This window comes from Stenotrophomonas maltophilia, assembly GCF_013464485.1.
Taxonomy (GTDB): Bacteria; Pseudomonadota; Gammaproteobacteria; order Xanthomonadales; family Xanthomonadaceae; genus Stenotrophomonas; species Stenotrophomonas maltophilia_AW.
The window spans coordinates 121,026-138,350 of sequence record NZ_RAUX01000016.1 but is presented as its reverse complement, the minus strand read 5'-3'; the positions used below and the strand labels follow the sequence as shown (position 1 = coordinate 138,350).

Annotated in this window: 16 protein-coding genes and 1 tRNA gene; 6 read left to right on the top strand and 11 right to left on the bottom strand. The window is 64.2% G+C overall.

Annotated features, from left to right (window positions below):
* Window positions 1–21: 21 nt before the first annotated feature.
* On the top strand, window positions 22–3,378 hold the full coding sequence (locus tag D7Y61_RS08195; protein WP_180865862.1) for an autotransporter domain-containing protein: 3,357 nt from the start codon (window positions 22–24) through the stop codon (window positions 3,376–3,378).
* Between the two features lie 73 nt (window positions 3,379–3,451).
* Here the strand turns inward: D7Y61_RS08195 and cml are convergent, their stop codons facing one another.
* Both cml and D7Y61_RS08185 read right to left on the bottom strand, forming a co-directional pair.
* Entirely contained in the window at window positions 3,452–4,639 is a 1,188-nt protein-coding gene (cml, locus tag D7Y61_RS08190; RefSeq protein ID WP_180865861.1) for a CmlA/FloR family chloramphenicol efflux MFS transporter, read from the bottom strand.
* Window positions 4,640–4,923: 284 nt separating this feature from the next.
* The gene (locus D7Y61_RS08185; RefSeq protein WP_180865860.1) at window positions 4,924–5,376 is read right to left on the bottom strand and encodes a PA2169 family four-helix-bundle protein; all 453 of its coding nucleotides are present in this window, start codon (window positions 5,374–5,376) and stop codon (window positions 4,924–4,926) included.
* 557 nt (window positions 5,377–5,933) lie between these two features.
* Here D7Y61_RS08185 and D7Y61_RS08180 point away from each other — a divergent pair.
* A complete protein-coding gene (locus D7Y61_RS08180) occupies window positions 5,934–8,768 on the top strand; it encodes a TonB-dependent receptor plug domain-containing protein (RefSeq protein WP_180865859.1) in 2,835 nt (944 codons plus the stop codon).
* 257 nt (window positions 8,769–9,025) lie between these two features.
* Window positions 9,026–10,054, top strand: coding sequence for a hypothetical protein (locus D7Y61_RS08175; RefSeq protein WP_180865858.1), 1,029 nt, complete (start codon window positions 9,026–9,028; stop codon window positions 10,052–10,054).
* A gap of 8 nt (window positions 10,055–10,062) precedes the next feature.
* On the opposite strand, the gene D7Y61_RS08170 is transcribed toward D7Y61_RS08175, so the two are convergent.
* Window positions 10,063–11,013: a DMT family transporter gene (locus D7Y61_RS08170; RefSeq protein WP_180865857.1), complete on the bottom strand. Its 951-nt coding sequence runs from the start codon at window positions 11,011–11,013 to the stop codon at window positions 10,063–10,065.
* Window positions 11,014–11,020: 7 nt separating this feature from the next.
* Between D7Y61_RS08170 and D7Y61_RS08165 the strand changes: the two genes are divergently transcribed.
* Window positions 11,021–11,824 (top strand): AraC family transcriptional regulator, encoded by an 804-nt coding sequence (locus D7Y61_RS08165; RefSeq protein ID WP_180865856.1) that lies wholly within the window; start codon window positions 11,021–11,023, stop codon window positions 11,822–11,824.
* A gap of 7 nt (window positions 11,825–11,831) precedes the next feature.
* Here the strand turns inward: D7Y61_RS08165 and D7Y61_RS08160 are convergent, their stop codons facing one another.
* Window positions 11,832–12,248 carry a hypothetical protein gene (locus tag D7Y61_RS08160; protein ID WP_180865855.1) on the bottom strand — a complete coding sequence of 139 codons (417 nt, stop codon included), beginning with the start codon at window positions 12,246–12,248 and terminating at the stop codon, window positions 11,832–11,834.
* Window positions 12,249–12,375: 127 nt separating this feature from the next.
* Between D7Y61_RS08160 and D7Y61_RS08155 the strand changes: the two genes are divergently transcribed.
* Window positions 12,376–13,017 carry a glutathione S-transferase family protein gene (locus D7Y61_RS08155; RefSeq protein WP_180865854.1) on the top strand — a complete coding sequence of 214 codons (642 nt, stop codon included), beginning with the start codon at window positions 12,376–12,378 and terminating at the stop codon, window positions 13,015–13,017.
* Window positions 13,018–13,304: 287 nt separating this feature from the next.
* Here the strand turns inward: D7Y61_RS08155 and D7Y61_RS08150 are convergent, their stop codons facing one another.
* The 3 genes from D7Y61_RS08150 to D7Y61_RS08140 form a co-directional block, all read right to left on the bottom strand.
* The gene (locus D7Y61_RS08150) at window positions 13,305–13,877 is read right to left on the bottom strand and encodes a hypothetical protein (RefSeq protein ID WP_180865853.1); all 573 of its coding nucleotides are present in this window, start codon (window positions 13,875–13,877) and stop codon (window positions 13,305–13,307) included.
* A gap of 102 nt (window positions 13,878–13,979) precedes the next feature.
* Window positions 13,980–14,387 carry a hypothetical protein gene (locus tag D7Y61_RS08145; RefSeq protein ID WP_180865852.1) on the bottom strand — a complete coding sequence of 136 codons (408 nt, stop codon included), beginning with the start codon at window positions 14,385–14,387 and terminating at the stop codon, window positions 13,980–13,982.
* 49 nt (window positions 14,388–14,436) lie between these two features.
* A complete protein-coding gene (locus D7Y61_RS08140; RefSeq protein WP_180865851.1) occupies window positions 14,437–14,856 on the bottom strand; it encodes an H-NS family nucleoid-associated regulatory protein in 420 nt (139 codons plus the stop codon).
* A 118-nt stretch (window positions 14,857–14,974) separates the two neighbouring features.
* Here D7Y61_RS08140 and D7Y61_RS08135 point away from each other — a divergent pair, with 118 nt between their 5' ends.
* Window positions 14,975–15,367 (top strand): DoxX family membrane protein, encoded by a 393-nt coding sequence (locus D7Y61_RS08135; RefSeq protein WP_180865850.1) that lies wholly within the window; start codon window positions 14,975–14,977, stop codon window positions 15,365–15,367.
* Window positions 15,368–15,391: 24 nt separating this feature from the next.
* On the opposite strand, the gene D7Y61_RS08130 is transcribed toward D7Y61_RS08135, so the two are convergent.
* From D7Y61_RS08130 to D7Y61_RS08115, 4 genes are all read right to left on the bottom strand, one after another.
* The gene (locus D7Y61_RS08130) at window positions 15,392–16,078 is read right to left on the bottom strand and encodes a hypothetical protein (protein ID WP_180865849.1); all 687 of its coding nucleotides are present in this window, start codon (window positions 16,076–16,078) and stop codon (window positions 15,392–15,394) included.
* 64 nt (window positions 16,079–16,142) lie between these two features.
* Window positions 16,143–16,787 carry a hypothetical protein gene (locus tag D7Y61_RS08125; protein WP_180865848.1) on the bottom strand — a complete coding sequence of 215 codons (645 nt, stop codon included), beginning with the start codon at window positions 16,785–16,787 and terminating at the stop codon, window positions 16,143–16,145.
* A gap of 85 nt (window positions 16,788–16,872) precedes the next feature.
* Window positions 16,873–16,948, bottom strand: a tRNA-Ile gene (locus tag D7Y61_RS08120).
* Between the two features lie 40 nt (window positions 16,949–16,988).
* Window positions 16,989–17,300, bottom strand: a complete 312-nt coding sequence (locus D7Y61_RS08115) for a hypothetical protein (protein WP_180865847.1) — start codon at window positions 17,298–17,300, stop codon at window positions 16,989–16,991.
* Between the last annotated feature and the right edge of the window lie 25 nt (window positions 17,301–17,325).

Here is a 17,325-nt window from a genome sequence, read left to right as displayed (position 1 = left end):
TCAACCAAGGAATGTTGTCCGATGAATCACCCGCTGCACGGCCGTTCGTCCCACTCCCGTTCCCCGCTGCACAGCCGCCTGGCGCTGGCCGTGGCCAGTTCCCTGTTGCTGGCCACGGCCCTGCCCGCCATCGCCAGTGAACCGCTCGACACCTGGCAGCAGCAGCGCCGGCTGCAAGCAGCCTGGGCACAGCCCGCCGCCAGCGTGCCTGCAGTACCGACGGCCACCACGACAGCGGCAACCGGCACCGCCCTGCTCGGCAACGCGGGTGATGCAGCCAGCTGGCGCAGCGATGAATTCAACGCCGACTGGGGACTGGGTGCGATGGGCGCCGACTACGCGTATGCCCGCGGCCTGACCGGCAAGGGCGTGCGCCTGGCGCTGTTCGACACCGGCTCGGCACTGGCTCACCCCGAATTCGCTGGCCGCAACACCTCCAGCATCACCATCGGCCCGAACTGCGCGTCACCAGGAACCATCGGCGGTACCGGCGCGTGCAGCCAGACACAGGGTGATCAACCGGGAATCAACTACTACGATTTCGACAGTGGAATCAGTACATCCGAAGTGAGACGTCTGATTGGGCTGGGCGTCGCCAACGGTTTCAACTACGCCGACCACGGTACTCACGTACTGGGCACCATCGGTGCCAACCGCAACGGAACCGGCATGCACGGAGTCGCGTTCGGTGCCGACCTGACGACGGCGCGCGTATTCGGCGACACCTATTACACCTGGCGTCTGGATCCGGACAATTTCTACCGCTCCAAGCTGAACGATCGCACCGATCCCGACGACGCAGCCACGCTCGACATGTACGCGCAGCTGCAGGCACAAGGCGTGCGTGCCATCAATCACAGCTGGGGCATCTCCACCCGGAACATGACCGTCGCCGCACTGGATGCCCAGTACGCACGCATCGGTGCCGACTACGACGTATACGGAAGCATCTACAAGGACAGTGCGAACGCCCCTGCTTCGCAGTTGATCCAGGTCTGGTCGGCAGGCAATGGCAGCGGCGCCGTTGCCGGCATCACCGCGGCGTTGCCGCGCTGGAAGCCGGAGATCGAGCCTTACTGGCTGGCCGTCGCCAACGTTCGCCAACCCAATGCAGCCAATGGCGAAACCGACTACGTGATCAACGCAGGCTCGAGCATCTGCGGCGCTGCCGCCAACTGGTGCATTTCCGCACCCGGCACGGCAATCCTGAGCACCATCGTTTCCGGTGACATCCAGGGACGGCTGGAGAAGACCGCAGACTACGTCCGTCTTCTGATCGGCAGCCAGAATCCCACGTACGACTACGGCCGGAAGACCGGCACTTCCATGGCCGCCCCCCACATCACCGGCGCACTCGGCCTGTTGATGGAGCGCTTCCCCTACCTGGACAATGCCCAGGTGCGCGACGTCCTGCTGACCACCGCGCGCGATCTCGGTGCGGCAGGCATCGATCCAATATACGGCTGGGGCATGGTCGACCTGCGCAAGGCCATCGAAGGCTTTGGCTCGCTGCGCGTGGACACCGACGTGGTGATGAACCAGAAGGCCGGTGGCCTCAAGGTGTGGGAAGGCGATGCCTGGGACGACTGGACCAATGACGTCGGCGGCCCCGGCAAGCTGACCAAGTCCGGCATTGGCTGGCTTCGCCTGAGTGGCGACAACAGTTTCAATGGCGCGGTGCTGCGCGAGGGCACGCTGGAAATGAATGGCACCAGCACGCTGACTTCGGCGGTCGAGGTGCAGGGTGGCCAGTTCCTGCTCAACGGCGGCCTGGTCTCCACCGCACTGAGCACCACCGGAGGCGTAAGCATGGTCAGCAGCAGTGGCCTGCTGAAGGACAGCAACCTGACCGTCAACGGCGGCGTGGTGTCCTTCAACGGCACGCAGACCGGCGGCACCACCACGGTCGGCGCCAGCGGCCTGCTGAAGGGTATCGGTACGCTGGGCACCACCCACGTCGAGGGCATCATCGCACCCGGCAATTCGATCGGCACGCTCACCATCGATGGCAACTACGTGCAGGGTGCAACCGGCGTCTATGCCGCCGAACTGGCGCCGGGCGGGCGCAGCGATCAGCTGCACGTCACCGGCACCGCCACCCTCGGCGGCACACTGGTCGCACTGCCGGAGCCGGGCGTGTATTACCTCGGCGAACAGTTCAGCTTCCTGCGCGCGGACGGCGGCATCAGCGGCCAGTTCGCCAGGACCGACTTCAGCGCGTTCTCACCCTTCCTGCAGTTCAGCCTGGCCTATGCCAGCAACGGCGCGCGCATCGACGTCGCGCGGGGCGCCTCACTGGCCAGTGCAGCCACCACGCCGAACCAGCGCGCGGCCGCTTCGGCCGCCGACCGGCTGGCGATCAACCAGGGCCTGCCCAAGCCGCTGACCCAGCTGTTCCCACAGCAGGTAGGTGGCGCGCTTGATGGCCTCAGTGGCGAACTGCACGCCGCCACGCCGCTGGCGCTGGTGGAAGGCAGCCGCTACGTGCGTGACGCCGCACTGTCGCGCCGTGCCGGTGCAGCCTCGCCTGGATCCGAGGCGGGTGACGCCACTGGCGCCTGGGTCCAGGCCCTCGGCGGCAACAGCAAGCTGGATGGCAACAGCAACACCGCGCGCACCGATGCCAACAGCAATGGCGTGCTGGTCGGCCTCGACCACGAGTTCGGTGGCTGGCAGATCGGCGTGCTGGTCGGTACGGGCCGCACTGATGTGAAGCAGCAGGAGCGACGTGCCAGGTCGAAGATCGACAACACGCACTTCGGTGCCTACGCCGGCCACAACTGGGGCGGCTTCGGCCTGCGCGGCGGCGTGGCATGGAGCCGCAACGAAGTGAAGAGCACGCGTGATGTTGCCTTTGCCGGTTTCAGCGACAGCCTGAGCGCACGCTACAACGCACATACCCGCCAGGCCTTCATCGAAGGCGGATACCGGTTCGGCACCGCAGAAGGCGGCCTGGAACCCTATCTGCAGGTCGCCCGAGTGGAAGTAGACATGAAGCAGATCAACGAACGCGGTGGTGCGGCAGCCCTGCACGGCAAGGTGGATAACACCGCCACCACCATTGCGACCGCTGGACTGCGCTTCGACAAGGGCCTGAAAGCATCGTTCCAGCAGGACAGTTGGCTGCACCTGCGTGGTGGGGTGGGCTATCGCCGCGCTACCGGCGACCGCCGCCAGGTAGCCAACCTGGCCTTCGCCAACAGCAGCAGCTCCTTCCCGGTGGAGGGCGCACCGATTGCCGACAACGCCGTGGTGGCCGAGCTCGGCCTGTCGGCGTGGCTGACCCCGCGCCAGCAGCTGGAGCTGGGCTACAGCGGCCAGTTCGGCAGTGAAAGCCGCGACCATGGCGCCAATGCGCGGTGGTCCGTCCGCTTCTAGTACCCGAGGCTTGCTCTCTTGACGCATTGGGGCGGCCTCGCGGCCGCCCCCTTTTTTTGCCCAGTGCCCAGCGCTAGCTGCGATGACGCAGTGCAGCTGCCCCCAACAGAGTGGCCAGTGGCAACAGCAACCCGTAGGTCACCAGGGGCCACACTGTGTCGCCCGGCAGCACCTCGGTGGCCAGCGTACCAACACCCGCCACGATCACACTCTGTACGGCGTAGTACAGCGCAACCGCCGTACCTGACACGTCGGCGAAATCACGCAGGGCGCCACTCGCAGCCACCGTCACAACCATTACCAGACCTACCGCGATGCCCCACATCGGCACCACCACCCCGATGAAGGACGGTGGCCACGCCGCCGCCAATGCCATCAGCAGCACTGCGGCCACCATCACCCACAGGCCCCGCAGGAACGTACCGCGCATCGCCCATCGCGCAAGGAACACCGTTGCCATCCGCGCGGTGAAGATCATCACCAGTGCCACCGTGGCGAAGGCCAGACTGAAGGACAGCGGCGAGTACTGCATGCGCCCGACCAGCAACCGGGGAGCGATGGAGAAGAACACGAAGAACGCCCCCATTCCCGCACTGAAACCCAGTGTGTATACCCAAAACGTGCCGCTGCCGAGAATGCGCCGCAGCGCGGGACGCGGCGCGCCAAGATACTTCACCCGGGTTTCCTGCCAGTGCCATACCGCACGCATGCCGGCAATCGTGCCCAGCACGCCCAGCAGCACGAAGATCGCGCGCCAGCCGAGCGCTCCTGCCAGCAGTGCGCCGAGGATCGGCCCCAGTGCAGGCACGAAGGCCAACATCGAAGCGAACAGCCCGTACAACGATGCGCCTTCGGCCGTATCCGCATATACATCACGTACCGTGGCGAAGGTCGCCACCAACGCTGCAGAGGCGCCCATCGCCTGCACGGTGCGCCAGGCCAGGAATGACGCGCCGCTGCTGGACAGCGCCAGCGCGAACGACCCCATGGCGAACAGCAGCGCACCCAGCAGCAACACCGGCCGCCGCCCGAAGCGGTCCGACAGCGGGCCGAACACCAACTGGCCCAGACCGAGCACCAGCAGGTAGATGCTCAAAGTGAGTTGAACCAGCGACGGCGATGCCTGCAGCACTTGGGGCATCACAGGTACCACGGGAAGATAGATATCCATGGCCAGTGAAGCCAGGAGGTCGAACGGTGCCATCAGCGCAATGGCCGATGGCAGCGGGTGGGCCCAACGCGGGGCCTGTCGATTGAACATGGGGAGTCTCCGCCCAGAGTGAATCCGGCGGTGGTCCATCCACTTTGCGTGCATCGCAGGGATGATCACCGCAACAACGTCTGCATCGTTGTTGCGGCTCAGCGAACTGTCTGCGGACCGTTCCCGTTGTTCATGCTGCCCATGGATTGCAGGTGCGGGTGGCGCAAGTGTAGCAGTCGCGCATGGCCTGGGCAGTGCTCATGCCAGCACCTTCGCTGAAGTTGACCGGGGCAGCGCTGCTGCCCCGGCCGTTGGCGCCCCGGGGAGAAAGCCGCCGATAACGATCAAGCCGCCTTCATCGCATGCTTGCGCGCGCGCATCACGTTGTGGCACTCCTGCACTTCGGGCAGAAGCTGGGTAACTTCCTGACGCACTGCCGGCGGCAGCTCATTGTCCTTCAGCACATCCCTGAACGCGCCCAGCAGACGGTCTTCGGATTCTTCCAGCTCGGCCACATAGCCATAGTTGGTATCGCCGAAAGCCGCGCGCACCTTGCCGTAGAATTGCTGCATCGAGCCGACCACGGTGCCGTGCTCGGCCGGCTTGCCGCCGCTGGCAGCCACCGAACCGCTCAGCGCTGCCACGATGCGTCCCTTGACGCCGGCGATGCGGGTGAACAGGGCCGACAACTCCGCGTCCTTCACCTTGGTTGCAGCTTCTTCGTAGAACGACTTGCCATCGCGGGCGATCTCGATCAGGTCGTTGAGGCGATGTTCGATGGTGGACTGGGTGCTCATGGAATCGCTCCTGTGTGCTCGAATGTCTGTGGGGAATGACAGCGCGACTGCGTTGCCTTCGACACCACTGTGGCGACTCGTGCGTGCCGGCTGGGTGAGCGTGGATTGATGCATGCATCACCACCATCAACGCCCCCTGACTCTTTCATCCACCTGCGCGCTTCCGTTCACGGAAAATGAGCATGACCGCATCGCTTCACCATGGCGCGATGACGATGATCAGCGCCACGAGCAATGCAATGGCCAGTGCAAGCAGCAGAACATGACGCTGCCGCCAAGTAGGCTTCGGTTTCTCCGGGCGATTCATCAAGCGTCTCCTCTTCTGTCTGCGGGCGATGCACAGGCAGGCTGATGCATGGCCGCATTCGTGCGCGTAGAGGATTCGTGCAGGCCCCGTGGAAAGGTGCCGTGTGCATCGCGAGAAGATAACGCGTCCATAACGTAATCGAGATGTAAACGGAGTGTTAGGTTCCTTCCGATTCCGCACAGCGGAGTTTCAGATCGGTTTCCACGCAGCGATGCACGAAACCCATTCAACTGGATTTGGAGAGAGCCAAATGCACTACAAGTACACCCTGCTTTCCCTCGCGGTTGGCACGGCCCTGGCCGCTACCTGGTCTCCGTCCGCGCATGCGCAGGATGATGGGGACACGTCACCGAAAAACCTGGATCGCATCCAGGTTACCGGCTCGGCCATCCGCAGCGTGGATATCGAGACACAGCAACCCATCATCGCCATCACGCGCACGATGATTGAGCAACAGGGTTTCACCACCATTGCCGACCTTCTGCAGAACCTGACCTCTACGGGTGCACCGGCGATCTCCCGTGCACGCGCTTTGTCGTCCGGCGAGAATGTCGGCGGCTACTACGTGGACATCCGCAACCTGGGCGCCACGCGCACGCTGGTGCTGGTCAACGGCAAGCGCCTGGGCGCGACCACTAGCGGCCTGCAGGACCTGAGCCAGATCCCAATGAGCGCGGTGGAACGCATCGATGTACTGAAGGATGGCGCGTCCTCGCTGTACGGTTCGGATGCGATCGCCGGCGTGGTCAACATCATTACCCGCAAGGACTACGAAGGCATGGAAGTGTCCATGCAGCACGGGCAGTTCAGCCAAGGTGATGGCAAGGACAGCACGTTCTCGCTGGTCACCGGTGCCCGCGGCGAACGCGGTGGCTACACCCTTGCACTGGAATACCAGAAGTCGGACCCGGTGTTCGCCCGTGACCGCGAGTTCTCACGCCATGGCGGCGCAGGACCGAACTACCCGGGCGCGGACTGGAGCAACATCAGCCAGAACGGTTCGTGGTGCGACCCCGCGATCTACAAGTGCAACACCGGTGACGCGGTGTTCAAGACGCTCAACCGCGGCGGCGACCCGAAGAATCCGAACGACTACCACCCGATCACGCCGGCCGAGTTCGCCAACGGCAACGAGCAGATGCATCTGCAGACCGGCATCGAGCGTCGCTCGCTGTTCCTCAGCACGGACTACGCGCTGACCGACCAGATCAAGTTCGCCGCCGACATCGGCTACAACGAGCGCACCACCGACCAGCAGATCGCGGGCTATCCGTATCAGTCGACCAAGTTCGGCACGCCCCTGGACGCGGCCAGCGTCTTCAACCCGCTCGACCACAGCATCGCGTTCAATCGCCGCCTTTGGGAAGTGCCGCGCACCACCGAGAGCAAGTTGAAGTCACTGCGCATCGCACCAAGCCTTTCCGGCTACTTCGAGCTGGGGACAAAGACCTACGACTGGGAAGTAGGCGCACTGCTCAACCGCAATGAGGTCACAAAAACGGGCCGTGGCGACATGAGCCTGATCGCTTCCCGGCAGGCATTGGGGCCCTCCTACCTCGATGCCAACGGTGTGGCCCGGTGTGGCACGGCGGCATCGCCGGTCACGGGCTGCCTGGCCTGGAATCCCTTGCTGCCGTTCGGGGTCGCGGGGGCTGGCTCTCTCTCCGACCCCGAACTGCAGCGCTTCTTGTTCCCGACGTTCAACGACACCGGCATCACCAAGACCCGCAGCTACTTCGCCAATATCTCCGGGCCGATGGTCGAACTGCCTGCCGGTGATCTTTCCGTCGCGCTGGGCTACCAGTACCGGAAGGAAGAGGGTCGCTTCGTACCTGATGCCTTTGCCCAGTCGCGCCAGAGTACTGCACTTGGCGCGTCCACCACCTCGGGCGAGTACGATCTGAACGAGTTCTTCGCCGAAGTGAACGTGCCGGTGCTGCGTGACCTTCCGTTCGCCAAGGAACTGACCGTGAACCTGGCCACGCGCTATTCGGACTACAGCAATTTCGGCAGCACCACCAACTCCAAGGCCAGCTTCGCCTGGCGCCCGATTGAAGAGCTGATGATCCGCGGCACCTTCGCGGAGGGCTTCCGTGCGCCCAGCATTTCCGACCTGTATGGCGGAATGGGAACCAGCTTCGAAACCTATGTCGATCCCTGCGGTACCGGCGCCACCAACAGCGTCAACGGCAACGCCGCCTGCAACGCCGCCGGCGTCCCGTTGGGATACCAGCAGCTGAACCAAAGCCTGAAGCCCTGCGCCAGCTATCCCTGTGCCACACCCGACGAATTCTCCACCGGCTCCAACGCGAAGCTGCGACCGGAAGAGTCCAAGAGCAAGACGGTGGGCGTAGTGTGGAGCCCCCGCTGGGTCGATGGCCTGGACATCAATCTCGACTGGTACAGCTACAAGATCACCAACATGATCATCGAGGACAGCGTCGATCGCATCCTCCGCGATTGCTATGTACTCGGTAATTCCTCGCGCTGTGGCAGCATCAAGCGCGCTGGCGATGGCCACATCACCAGCATGTTCTACGGCCTGGCCAACCTGGGCTCGATGGAGACAGAAGGCTGGGATCTGGGCATCCACTACCGTCTGCCAGAGTTCTCGTTCGGCCGCCTCACCCTCGACCTGCAGAACAGCTATGTCTCCAAGTACGACGAGGAGAACCAGAACTCGGCCGGCGACACCATCATGATGGGCCGGATCGGCCGGCCGGGCATCTTCCGCCTGCGCTCGAACCTGGGTGTGAACTGGCAGCTTGGCAACTTCAGCACGCAGTACACGGTGCGCTACTACTCCGGCATGGCCGAAAGCTGCGTGCCGAACCGTCCATGCTCGCTGCCCGATCGCTACGCCTACGGAGAACCGGATGCCCTGCGCAAGGTGGGCTCCAATGCCTTCCATGACATCCAGGTCAGCTACAAGCTGCCATGGGACGGTACCGTGGCGCTGGGTTCGAACAACGTGTTCAACCACCAGGGCCCGATCATGTTCTCCAAGCCGTCCAGCTCCTTCCCCTACTACGGTGGCTTTGATATCGGTCGCACCGTGTATGTGAAGTATTCGCAGCGCTTCTGACGGGCAACTCCGTGCACGTGGCCGGCGGAAGGGGAGTCCGCCGGCCACGATGCACACCGCCTCCACCCAATCTCCATCGTTCTTCGACGGAATCTCCAAGATTTCCGGCAACACTGATGTCACGACGGCTGAGGAGCAGGACTGCATGGAATGCCACGCGCCCCGAAACTGCACGTCCGTCTCCAGGTTCACCACTGAATGCGGCGATGCGGCAGGGACCCGATGTTCCGACCGTGCCGCCGCAAGGGAAGTACGAGATGACGACGGCAGTTCGCACCGGCCTGACCGACCTGGTCGCTGACGCGCAGCGGTACCTGCGCAGGATTCTTCCCGGGCTCGCCTCGGCGGTGCACCCGCTTGCTCCATCGCATGCCATCCCACACGCGATGGCATCGCGCTACCTCCTTGCAGGCCTGATGCTGTACGGCGAAACGCCGGCGATGCTCGCCGTTGCCCGCGAGCCGGGCGAATCCAGCACCCGCGTCATCCAGGACGTACGCTGCCTGCGCTCCGCAGCGAATGCTCTGGTGCTGTACGTCTCGCCCCATCTCACACCGACCCAGCGCCGTTTCCTGGTCGAGAACCACATCGACTTCGTGGTTCCGCATGCCCAGCTGTTCGCTCCCAGCCTGGCCATCGAGTTCCGCGATGCGCCCGATCACGAGAAGAAGGCCATCTCGCTGCTGCCTTCGGCACAGGCGGTGCTCATCCATGTCCTGCTGACCGGCCAATCGCGCTGGTGGTCACCGCGCGAGATCAGCGCCACCGCCGGCTACACATCGATGACGGCCTCGCGCCTGTCTGCCGAACTGGTCGGTCGCGGCCTGGTCGAACGCTCCACTGGCGGCCGCGAGCGCTTCCTGCGACTGGCCGGCAACCGTGACGAAGTCTGGGCCAGGGCGCAACCGTTCCTGCGCTCCCCCGTGCTGAAGGAAGTGGATGTCTGCTGGGGCCCGACCGCCGAGGCGCTCCGCGATGCCGGGCACCCGGCGCCGACGGCGGGCCTCGATGCGCTTGCTGACACGTCACCGCCCGCGATCGGCGGCACCCGCGCGCTGCACATCGATGCGTGGCGGTTGCTGGGTGCACTTCCCATGCCCGACCCGGACTGCGTCCAGAGCGCACGGCTGCAGATCTGGGCCTATCCGCCGGCATTCACCAGCATCGGCGATGTGGTTGACCCGCTTTCGCTGTATCTCAGCCTGCGGGGCAAACGCGGCCATGATGCAGACGCGCTGGAACAGCGGGTGGAACAGGCGCTGAGCGGGGACACGTACCCCGCATGACCGAAGCCCTATGCGGGCTGCTCGCTCGGCACTGCAGCGGCGCGCCTGGCGCCATACTCGGCGAACACCACGCCGGACACCGCCAGCAGGCCACCGCCCAGTACCCAGCCACTGAGTGATTCGCCCAGCAGCAGCACGGCCAGCGCGGCGGTCACGATCGGCACCAGGTTGAAGAAGCCAGAGACGCGCGCAGCGCCCAGGCGTGAAAGTCCGGTCATCCAGGTCAGCGGCGCCAGGATCGAGGCACAGACTGCCGCGAAGCCGATGCAACCGACGGCGGTCAGATTGCTCACCCCGGTACCAACCAGCAACTGCAGTGGCAGCAGGATCAGCGAGGCCGCCGTGGCCTGCAGGAACAGCGACTCCAGCACCGACAGCGGAATCTTCCAGCGCTGCATCAGCACGTTGTAGGCGGCGAAGGCCAATGCGCCGATCAGCATGATCGCGTCTCCGCGGTTCAGGCCCTGCGCCGCCAACCGTGCCAGGTCGCCCTGCGATACCACCGCCACTACGCCGGCAGTGGAGATCACCGCGCCAAGAATGGAAGTACCACGCACCGGATGGCCCATGAACACGCGTGACAGCGCCAGCGCGATCAGCGGAATCAGCGCCTGGATCACCCCCATGTTGGTGGCCGAGGTGAAGTGCGCCGCATAGTAGGCCAGGCACTGGTACATCACCCCACCCAGGCAGCCCAGCACCAGGAAGCGCCCGAGGTTGGCGCGTACGGCCGGCAGATTGCCGCGCAGCCGCGGCAGCGCGAACGGAAGCAGGACCACCGCCGCGACCAGCCAACGGAAGAAGCCGATATCGATGGGACCGACCGAGCCCGAAGCAAGCTTGGTCACGATGGTGTTCGCGCCCCACAGAAGGCAGGCGAGGATCGGGAAGAGATAGTTCACGCGTGCAGGTGTACGTGGGGGAATGGCCAGCGTACGCTTGGCGCATATCGAGGACATCCCGAAAATGCGCCACACCAACCCCGGCTTGCGGCAATCGATGGAGCCGATCCCCACCTTCCGCCAGCTACCCGGCCCGATCTACTTCCGGCAGGGCGCGATGGAGCCCACGGACTGGGGCACGCACAGCCATCCGTGGGGTCAGTTCAACTTCGTCGCGCAGGGGGTGATGGAGATGAAGATCGACGGCGAGTGGATGGTGTCGCCGCCGCACTACGCGATCTGGATTCCACCAGGAATGGCGCACTATTCACGCAACCGCTCGCAGCTGGCCTACCGCTCGGCCTATCTGTCGGCGGCGCTTTCACGCCGGCTGCCCACGCGTTGCAGTGCGCTGGAAGTCAGCCCGCTGCTGCGCGAACTGCTGCATGAACTGGCACGACAGGGCGTGACCGATCCGCAGACACCGGTCCAGCGGCGCATGGCCGCCGTGGTGATCGACCAGATCGTCAATGCCGCAGTGCTGCCCAGTTTCCTGCCGATCGCCGGCAGCGATGCCTTGAAGCAGGTGATGACGTACATGGAGAAACACCTGTCGGCGGCCGAATCGGTTGCCGAGATCGCGCGGCGGCACCACATGAGCGTGCGCAAGCTGGAGCGCCTGGCACGCAGCGAACTGGGCATGTCGCTGGGCGACTGGCGTGGGCGGGTGAAGTTCGTGCGCGCCACCGAGGCGCTGTGTACACGCCGACCGATCAGCCGGATCGCCGAAGAGCTTGGCTATTCCGGCGTCAGCGCCTTCGCCGAGATGTTCAAGCGGCACGCGCAATGCACGCCGGATCAGTACCGGAAGCTGCATCGGGCGGGGTGAGCGCGGCCTAGAGAGCGACCAGCAGGCCCACAAGCAGTCTCGGCAGGAACAAGGCGGCCAGAACGCTGGCCAACAGGATCAGCAGGACCTTCGCCGTCAATGGACGACGGCGCGGATTGCTGAAGTACAGGTGCAGATCACGCAGTTCGTCTTCCAGCTCCTTCCGCACGCCTGCGCTCTGTGCACCGGGTTCGAGCAGCTGTCGCTCAAGCGCCTTCAGGCGCTTCATCAGTTCACGCGGCGGTGTAGCCCGCAGGATCAGCTGATTGAGCTCCTGGAGCCGGCGCGCCTGCGGCATCGGCGCTGCCACCAGATCATCCGGCGGAAGCCGTGAGACCCGTCGCTGGGCGTCCGCATCCATCTCAGCCTGCAGCACATCGCGTTGCCGCTGCAGTTCGGCCAGGGAGGTGCGGCGCTGCCACATGAGGAGGCACAGGATTGATGGGTGGCGGGCAGTGTATCGCCCGGCGCCCCGGGAAGGTTGTCGATTTCCCGCCCCGTCGTTCGTCGAAACAGGAAAGGCGGGTCTTTCAACCTGCAGGAGTGCCCCGATGTGCCCGATCCTCACCGCCTTCGCCACCTCTCCCGACCGCGGCCAGGGCCTGGCCCGTGACATGCGCGTACGCTGGGCGCTGGAGGAACTGGGCGTGCCCTATGACGTGCAGCTGCTCAGCTTCGCCGAGCTGAAGCAGCCCATTCACCTGGCGCGCAACCCCTTCGGGCAGATTCCCACCTGGCAGGACGGCAACCAGGTGCTGTTCGAATCCGGCGCCATCGTCCTGCACCTGGCCGAGCTGCACCCTGGCCTGCTGCCGCGCGATCCGGACGCCCGCATGCGCGCGATCATGTGGGTGTTCGCTGCACTGAACACGGTGGAGCCCCCCATCGTCGAGCGCTCCATGGCCTGGGTGCTTGAGCGCGAGCAACCCTGGTATGCGCAACGGCTGCCGATGCTCGATGAGCGGGTCCGGACGCGGCTGGCGCAGCTGTCGACGTGGCTGTCCAAGGCGGAATGGCTGGACGGCGAGTTCAGCGTGGGCGACCTGATGATGGTCTCGGTACTGCTGCGCCTGAAGAGCAGCGGCCTGCTCGACGAGTATCCACAGGTCGCCGCCTATGTGGTCCGAGCCACGCAGCGGCCCGCCTACCAGCGTGCGTTTGCTGCACAGCTGGCGGTTTTCCAGAACACCTAGCGCTACGCCTCCTCCCTTGTAACAAGGGGCCAGCAGTCACGCAGGCCCCATGCGTTACTTCAATCGACGCGATCTCCAGTTCAGGTAACCCCGCCAGCCAAAGGGAGCACTAAAAAGCGCAACCGCGCCGCACGCCAGCAGGCCGTTGAACATCCAAGGGGTCAGCTCCGGGGAACCTGCCGACATGGATGGAAACACGAACCCGCATAGCAGTGCTCCCACAAAGGAAGTACCGAATATGACCGTGGAACCCAGGCCCGGTGAAACTCGCATCGCTCTATTCCTCATCAGTTCCGGTTGCAGGTCACCTTGACCTCGGTCAGCCTGATCGTGCTGGCGCAGGTGACAGACTGATTGCCCGCTCCCGTCACCGGCACACCGATGTTGTTGAGCGCATTGACGAAGCTTCCCATATCGGTGGCATTCCCATTCGGGAATTCGAAGCGATGCGTAACGCCGCCTCGCCCCTCGCTCAACTGTGTAACGCTAAGCGGAATGGAGTTACCGAACCTGTCCTTGTAAAGGAGGGCGTTGGGCTCCCAGCGACGGTTGATCATGCTGTAGTTGTAGGAAGCGGTAGACCCGTCAGCATAGCGGATCTTCTGCGGCGCCCAGACATCGATGCCAAGCGAGTACGCGCCGGAAGCCAGGTAGATGTAAGTCTCGAAACGCTGCCCCAGATGCTGGCTGACCGCATCCCTTCTCTGCGGATTCTGGATGCCATCGTACACATTGGTCGGGTAGCCGGGCTCAGACAGGCTGATCACCGATTGAGCGACTATGCGCTTGAACTGAAGATAGTTGATCGCCGGTTGCTCGACCGGGAGCTCGTCGATGATGACGAAGGGTTCGCAATCCATCGCGCCGGGTTCCATATCGCGCGCCACACGCGATGTCACTACCGCTTTGAAGGATTGAGAGCGCTTGCCATACCCGGCACTTCTCCCGCAGCGACGACACTGTCAGTGCAACCTGCGCCGGCAGGCGGCCTGCACCAGCATCAGCTGCGCCACCAGGACCATCATCGCGCAGCCTGACAGCAGCCACGGATCGATGTACCACTGTTCGTTGAAACTGAAGTCGCCCGCCGATATGCGCTTCCAACCATTGAAGTGCTGCATCGCCGCCACCACGAACGCGAATGCACCCGTGCTGTACGACAGCCAGGGCACCACGATGCCGCCCGGCCGCGCGAGCAACGTCAGCACGCCCAGCACGCCGATCACCGTGCGTTGCACGCGGCAGTACGGGCAGACATAGGCCATTCCGCTCCATTCCACCGCCCAGGCCAGCAGGCTGACCAGCACGGCTGCGGCTGCAGCGGCGTACAGGATCCTGGGCGCGATCGTCATGCCACCCTCGTGTGCCATCCCGTACTCCTTGGTTGAAAGACCTGGGCAGGGTAGCAGTGCCGCAGCCTCATCCCTTCTTGATGACGGTCCGCTTGCCGATGGTGCTGGTCTTGCCAGCGGTCGGCCTGGCCAAGCCAGGAATCAGGAAATCGGTGGCCTTGTGGCCCATCGACACCTTGGACGCCAACCAGCGTGGCATGCGCCCGCGACCGGTCCAGGTCAGGCGCTTGTATTCCGGGTCGCGATACTTGGGCGCGACTTTGCCGGATTTACGGCGGGCGGGTTTGCGGGCGGACGCAGGTGTTTCCGAGGCTTCGCCACCGAAGAGTTCTTCGAGCGTGTAACCAGCTTCGGCCGCGGCGGCCTTCAACATCCGCCGCACCACACTGGCCGGGCGGCGGCGGGAAATCAGCTGCTTCCGCTGTTCAGCGGCAACCACCAAGGCGCCCAGTTCCCGAAGGCTGAGCGATTCAATATCGATCGTCATGGTGAAAAGGTCTCCTGCGGGCGGCCAGCTGTCAAGGCGCTTTGCCCGGTACGTAGACACGGGCTTCACCGCCGGTGGGCTCCGATCGCCTTCGCCGGCCATCTCCGAGGACACCAACGTGAGCCACTCATCGCATTCGCTCGCCTACCTGCTTGCGCGCATCCTGCTGATGGCGCTGTTCCTGGTATCCGGCATCGGCAAGCTCGGCGACCTCAACGGTACCCAGGGCTACATGGAAGCCATGGGGGTACCCGGCATCCTGCTGTGGCCCACCATCGCCTTCGAGATCGGCAGCGGGCTGTGCATCCTGCTGGGCTTCCAGACCCGGCTGGTGTCGGTCGTGCTGGCAGGTTTCAGCCTGGTCACCGCTTTCATCTTCCACCACAACTTCACCGATCAGACCCAGCAGATCATGTTCCTGAAGAATCTGGGGTTGGCCGGTGGGTTCCTGCTGCTGGCCTGCACCGGGGCCGGACGGTACAGCATTGATGGGCACGGGCGGCGCGGGTAGGCGCCGATACGTGATCTGCACGCGCTAGCGGCGAAGGTCGGCCTCCGGCGCCAATGTGTGGATCACCTTGCCCTGCGCATCGAGGAACTCGATTGCGCCGTAGCCTTCCGCAGTAACGGTCAGCCTCAGTCGGGGGCGGTCTGCCTTGTCGTTCAAGGCGATGGCAGGCGTGCCATCAGCACCGACCACCAGGCCGATGCGGGTCGGTGCCTGCACCCCGGGAATCAGCTTGTTGCCCAATGCAGGTTCGCGGATCAGTTTCGGCGCCTGGTTGATCGAAAAGCTCACCGCACCATCGGGTGATACCCGCCAGCCGATCGCATCCATCGCCGGATGGTCCAGCGCAAGCACCGCCATGCCGCCGTCGACATCGGCGGTGCCGAAGCCACCGCGCTCGCTGCCCTTGTCGTCGTACAGCACCATGCCGGCAACGTTGAAGGCGCGCTTGTACTGCAGGCCATCGATGATCGGCGCCGGAGTCCTGCCGGACAGCGTCATGCGGATAACGCCCGTGTCATCGACGATATCGATGCGGCGTGCGGTGATGTGCTCGTGATCCGGCGTTTCCACGCGTGTCTGCGGTGCTTTGTCGACAATCAAGCGCTGCAGTGTTTCAACCGATGGGTGCTTGGGTGGATCAGAAGGCTCTGCAGCCGCAGGCAGCGCAGCGACAGCAGCCAAGGCAACGAACATACGGGCACTACGCATCATGTGGCCTCCTGGTCGTGCGGAACGGCGGAAGCCGCATGATGCCACTTTTGCCGCGCCCCGCTCATCATGGAGGCGGACCTTTCGGCAGCTGGATCCCTTGCGCCTGGGTGAATGCACGTGACGCGTGCCAGTACGCCTCCGGCGGCCTCTGCAGCTCCGGCCGTGACCAGTAGTCATCGAGGTGCAGCGCGCCCATCACGCCACACCATGCAGCGCGCGCATCGTGGACGCGCATGCGCCAACGATGATGCGGCGGAAAGTAGGCGTAGTGTTCGAGTGCCTGCTGCTGCGCCTGCTCTTCGGCAATGCCTGCCTGATGGATCAGCGTCCACGCATGCATATGGCGGGCATGGGCAAGCGCCCCGAGATACTCAGCCTCATCCAGCAAGGGAACCGACTCACCGCGGGCCAGGCACAATGCATCCGACTCGGTGTCGTACTCCAGCGACGGCCACGCCAGTTCCGGGTTCTGGTGCCAGTACCCTTCACCCAACACGTGCAGCATCGCCCAATGCCAGGGCTCGTCGTGGAAGATCAGTGCGTGCTCGTACTCGCAGCCGGGGGCCTGGTCGGGATAGCGTTGGCGTGCCCGCTCGATTGCCAGTTCTTCGGCAATCTGACCGTAGTGCATCAGACACCAGGCGAACAGATGCCGGCTGTCTTCGATCTCGGTGGTGAAGTCTTCCACCGCTGCGTTGGTGTCAGGCATGTTCGATCCTTGTCTGCGGATCAGCTATAGCCGGAGCAGCGGAATGCGCAGGCAGGCAATCCGCAGTCGGTCCTGCGAGGTCGATTGGTGGGCCCACCAGGATTCGAACCTGGAACCAAGGGATTATGAGTCCCCTGCTCTAACCGTTGAGCTATAGGCCCGGCGCAGCGTCACAGTGTAGTGGAGGCCACGCATGATCGGCTACCCGGCAGCAGCAAGAGCCTCAGCAACATGCCCCAACCGCCGTTCCGCTGCTGCTGCGAACCACAATTGCCGCCGCAGGTGTGCCTGGAGCAGCGCCACCGTCCTCCTGGCCTCTTCCAGCGCCCTCTGATCGCTGCCGCCAAGGCACTCAACCAGTTCCGTACCAGACAGCGTCAGCAGCGCATACGTCGTGCGGCGGGCAAATCCCAACCGATCGTCACGCTCTTCCTGCATCACCTCATCCCAATCAAGCAACGACGGAAAATCAGTCTGCAGGAAATCAGACAGATCGTGCTCCACATCATTCATGGCGTTACTCCAGATGCATGACGAA

Bases quoted from the DNA above. Each gene is read 5' to 3' on its own strand.
- D7Y61_RS08195 (WP_180865862.1), top strand. From the start codon at position 22: ATGAATCACCCGCTGCACGGCCGTTCGTCCCACTCCCGTTCCCCGCTG.
- cml (WP_180865861.1), bottom strand. From the start codon at position 4,639: ATGTTCAATCGACAGGCCCCGCGTTGGGCCCACCCGCTGCCATCGGCC.
- D7Y61_RS08185 (WP_180865860.1), bottom strand. From the start codon at position 5,376: ATGAGCACCCAGTCCACCATCGAACATCGCCTCAACGACCTGATCGAG.
- D7Y61_RS08180 (WP_180865859.1), top strand. From the start codon at position 5,934: ATGCACTACAAGTACACCCTGCTTTCCCTCGCGGTTGGCACGGCCCTG.
- D7Y61_RS08175 (WP_180865858.1), top strand. From the start codon at position 9,026: ATGACGACGGCAGTTCGCACCGGCCTGACCGACCTGGTCGCTGACGCG.
- D7Y61_RS08170 (WP_180865857.1), bottom strand. From the start codon at position 11,013: ATGTCCTCGATATGCGCCAAGCGTACGCTGGCCATTCCCCCACGTACA.
- D7Y61_RS08165 (WP_180865856.1), top strand. From the start codon at position 11,021: ATGCGCCACACCAACCCCGGCTTGCGGCAATCGATGGAGCCGATCCCC.
- D7Y61_RS08160 (WP_180865855.1), bottom strand. From the start codon at position 12,248: ATGTGGCAGCGCCGCACCTCCCTGGCCGAACTGCAGCGGCAACGCGAT.
- D7Y61_RS08155 (WP_180865854.1), top strand. From the start codon at position 12,376: ATGTGCCCGATCCTCACCGCCTTCGCCACCTCTCCCGACCGCGGCCAG.
- D7Y61_RS08150 (WP_180865853.1), bottom strand. From the start codon at position 13,877: ATGGATTGCGAACCCTTCGTCATCATCGACGAGCTCCCGGTCGAGCAA.
- D7Y61_RS08145 (WP_180865852.1), bottom strand. From the start codon at position 14,387: ATGGCACACGAGGGTGGCATGACGATCGCGCCCAGGATCCTGTACGCC.
- D7Y61_RS08140 (WP_180865851.1), bottom strand. From the start codon at position 14,856: ATGACGATCGATATTGAATCGCTCAGCCTTCGGGAACTGGGCGCCTTG.
- D7Y61_RS08130 (WP_180865849.1), bottom strand. From the start codon at position 16,078: ATGATGCGTAGTGCCCGTATGTTCGTTGCCTTGGCTGCTGTCGCTGCG.
- D7Y61_RS08125 (WP_180865848.1), bottom strand. From the start codon at position 16,787: ATGCCTGACACCAACGCAGCGGTGGAAGACTTCACCACCGAGATCGAA.
- D7Y61_RS08115 (WP_180865847.1), bottom strand. From the start codon at position 17,300: ATGAATGATGTGGAGCACGATCTGTCTGATTTCCTGCAGACTGATTTT.